The sequence below is a fragment of the Rugosimonospora africana genome (assembly GCF_016862975.1).
Taxonomy (GTDB): Bacteria; Actinomycetota; Actinomycetes; order Mycobacteriales; family Micromonosporaceae; genus Rugosimonospora; species Rugosimonospora africana.
In genome coordinates, this window is record NZ_BONZ01000157.1 from 1 (window position 1) to 3,199 (window position 3,199).

Genomic DNA, 3,199 nt, shown 5'->3' on the forward strand with positions numbered 1-3,199 from the left:
GCGCGGCGCCTTGGCACGCCCGCACGGCATCGGCGTCGCCGGTCCACCGCTCGTACTCGTCGAGCAGGATCACGAACAGCGGAGTCGCGTCCGCGCTGCCGTAGTACGGCGACTGCGGCTGCTCACCGAACCCGACCGTCTCCCCGTACCGCAGCTCGTGCATGATTTTCCCGGGCTCTTCTTCGCGGAAGTCGTCCAGCACGGTCCCCTGGGTCAGCGTGAGCATGCGCAGCGTCGTGGCGGCCAGGTCCGGGGCGAAGGGCAGGGCCTGCAGGCTGGTGAAGATGCTGTCCCGGCCGAAGATGCACATGAACCACGGCAGGCCGGCCGCGGGCAGGCTCTGGCCAGCGCCGGTCAACGGTACGAACCGCAGCGCGGCGAGGTCGACCAGGCTGCGCCGGTACGTCATCGTCAGAGGCTCCCAGTCGCACTGCAGGCGCGGCGCGTCGGCCAGCCGCCGGTCCAGGTCGCGACGCATCTCGGTCCGGACCCGGCTGGGCCGGCCCTGCAACGCCTCGCGCAGATCGAGCCCGTCCGCGCCGAGTGTCCGCACGCGCAGTTCGGTACCCCAGTCGCTGTGCGGCGCGATCCGCACGTCGTAGGTCAGCCCTTGCTCGTCGACCCGGGCCGCGACGGTGCTGGAGATGACGGTCTCCCGCCGGAATGTCTCCCGCTGATATCCCAGAAGCAGGCACCCGTTGTCGACCCGGGCGTAGAGCGTGCCCTTCTTGGGCCGGGTTTCCTTGATCTCGAGCAGGTCGGCGAAGTCGCTGCCGGCCTCGACCCGGACACGCACGTCGATGGGTTGCGCTGTGTGATTGATGACCGTCAACTGTTCCCGGAGACTGCCGTCCACCGCGCGTTCGCGGATGACCGAGATGTCGGGGTCGGACAAGGGGGCGGGGACACCTCGGACGAGGACGAACCGGGTTTCGAAGTATTCGACCTCGTCGACCGTGAGCGGGCTGAGCCGCTCGCCGTCGATGCTCAGCAGCCACCGCGACAGGAACCTGGTGTCGAACGAGAACAGTCCGGTGGGGTACGAGGGCGACGCGTCGATGTCGCCGTTCTCCTCGCTGAGCACAAATGTGTTGCCGTCCAGTTGCCGGACGAGGTCCTCGGTCATGCCCGGCGTCTCCGCTCCCGAGCGAACTCCCGTGGGTGCCGCGCACCGGGTGGGCCCGGCAGGAGCCGCTGGAACAGGTACGCCAGCCGCGGTTCACCCTCGGCTCTGAGCTCGGTGCGTACCCAGGCCGGATACTGGCGCTCGTCTCCGGTGACGAGCCGGTCGAACAGTCCCCGGCCCATGCGGATGACACAGTCACTCTCACGCTCATCCCGCGAGACGCACAGGTCTCCCTGGCTGATCTCCAGGAACCACCGGTCGACGCCGTGCTCACCCTCGAGGTCGAAACGTATGGTGCCGCTGATGTCCTCGAGCAGGGGTTCGTGCCCACGTTGGCCGAGCCTGGTGAAGAACTCCCCCGTGGGGTCCAAACGTCAGCCTCCCTGATTCGGCGCTGGCCCGCCCACAGCGGACGGAGTACCACCTGCCGGCTGACGGGTTGGGTCGGTTTCCGCCCCCGCGAACCCGTCCGGACGCATTGCCCCGCACGCGAACTTCACCCGTCCCGGGTGATGCCCCAACACCATTATGGGAGTGACGATGCCGGTTGGCGGGCGATTCCAGGAGGTGGCGCCATTGCCTGGTGTGACCGAGGAGTTCTTCGACGAGATCAGCCGTCACGGAGGCCAGCGTCTGGCCAGGAAGACCAACGGCACCATACGTCTCGAACTCGAGCACGACCACGGTGTAGACCATTGGTTCATCGCCATTACCAACGGTACTGTCGAGGTCTTCCGGGACGAACGTGACGCGGACACCGTTCTCCGCACCACCAGGGCTTTCTTCGAACGCATGGCTTCCGGTGAGGCCAATCCGCTGTCGGCCTGGATGAGGAACGACATCACGAGCGAGGGCGAGTTCCGTTTCATCGTCGTGCTGGAACGGCTGTTTCCCACACCCAGGGGGGCGCGCCACCCACGCGCCGTCCCCCGCGTCCCCGCGGGGTCGCGATGAAGTCCGTCGTCAGGATCCTCGATGGCAACACCTTCGTGCTGAGCGACGATTCCGGCGACGTCGAGGCGGGCCCGTCAATGCCGGCCGGGTACTTCTCGTTCGACACCCGGTTTCTGTCGCTGTGGCGGCTCAGTCTCAACGGAGAGAGGCTGCACTCGTTGGCCATCGACGACGCGCAGTACTTCGAAGTGCGGTTCTTCCTCGTGCCCGGCGCTCCGAGCCACTACCTGGACGCCAAGGCATCGGTCATCCGCGAGCGCTCGGTCGCCGGCGGCTTCGAAGAGCGGTTGATCGTTCTCAACCACCGCGGAGAGCCGGCCGACTTCACCGTCCGGTTGGACATCGACAGCGACTTCGCCCCGCTCATCAACCTGGAGCGCGAGCCGGCGGGCCGGGTGTACCGACGCGTCGAGGATCGCCGCCTGTGCCTGGGCTACCAACGGGGGAAGTTCCAGCGGGAGACCCACATCTCCACGACGGAGCCGGCAGACATCGACGAACAGGGGTTGACCTACCACGTCCGCGTCGGACCACACGAGCAGTGGAACACCACGCTGCGTGTCCACAGCCTGGTGCTGCGTCCCGACGGCGAGGACGTGCGGGACCATCTGAACCACCGGCACCGGCACACCAGCGCGCAACTCCATCATGATCTTCGACGGTGGCTCGACGAGGCACCGAAGCTGCAGTGCGACTGGGAGCCTCTGACGAGGACGTACGGGCGCAGCCTGGTCGACCTCGCCGCGCTCCGCTACTCGCCGTTGACCCTTCCCCACCTGGCGATGCCCGCTGCGGGAGCCCCGTGGACGGCGACCATCGTCGGTCGGGACAGCATCCTCGCCAGCCTGCAGGCCCTGCCCTTCGCCCCGGACCTGGCCGCCGCGACGCTGCGCATGCTCGGCATCGACCAGGGCGCGGTCCTGGACGATTTCCGCGACGAGGAACCGGGCAAGATCCTTCGCGAGTTCCGGTATGGCGAAGCGGTCGCGTTCGAGGACCGACCGCCCTCGCCGTACTACGGGACCGCCGACGCGACTCCGCTGTTCGTGATCCTGCTCGACGAGTACGAGCGATGGACCGGAGACACCGCCCTGGTACGGGAGTTCGAGGACGAGGCCA

4 protein-coding genes are annotated in these 3,199 nt (G+C 67.6%); 2 read left to right on the forward strand and 2 right to left on the reverse strand.

Annotation, left to right across the window (positions count from 1 at the left end; all coding sequences use genetic code 11):
* Both Raf01_RS48905 and Raf01_RS48910 read right to left on the reverse strand, forming a co-directional pair.
* The coding region (locus tag Raf01_RS48905; protein ID WP_275413239.1) for a glycogen debranching N-terminal domain-containing protein at positions 1 to 1,126 on the reverse strand (1,126 nt) is incomplete at its 3' end.
* Positions 1,123 to 1,497, reverse strand: coding sequence for an SCP2 sterol-binding domain-containing protein (locus Raf01_RS48910; RefSeq protein ID WP_203925040.1), 375 nt, complete (start codon positions 1,495 to 1,497; stop codon positions 1,123 to 1,125). The genes Raf01_RS48905 and Raf01_RS48910, both read right to left, overlap by 4 nt.
* A 169-nt stretch (positions 1,498 to 1,666) precedes the next feature.
* On the opposite strand from Raf01_RS48910, the gene Raf01_RS48915 reads away from it, so the two are divergent.
* The gene (locus Raf01_RS48915) at positions 1,667 to 2,080 is read left to right on the forward strand and encodes an SCP2 sterol-binding domain-containing protein (protein WP_239134596.1); all 414 of its coding nucleotides are present in this window, start codon (positions 1,667 to 1,669) and stop codon (positions 2,078 to 2,080) included.
* Positions 2,077 to 3,199 (forward strand): glycogen debranching N-terminal domain-containing protein (locus Raf01_RS48920; protein ID WP_275413240.1); only part of this gene is annotated, 1,123 nt, incomplete at its 3' end. The genes Raf01_RS48915 and Raf01_RS48920, both read left to right, overlap by 4 nt.

Bases quoted from the DNA above. Each gene is read 5' to 3' on its own strand.
- Raf01_RS48915 (WP_239134596.1), top strand. From the start codon at position 1,667: ATGCCGGTTGGCGGGCGATTCCAGGAGGTGGCGCCATTGCCTGGTGTG.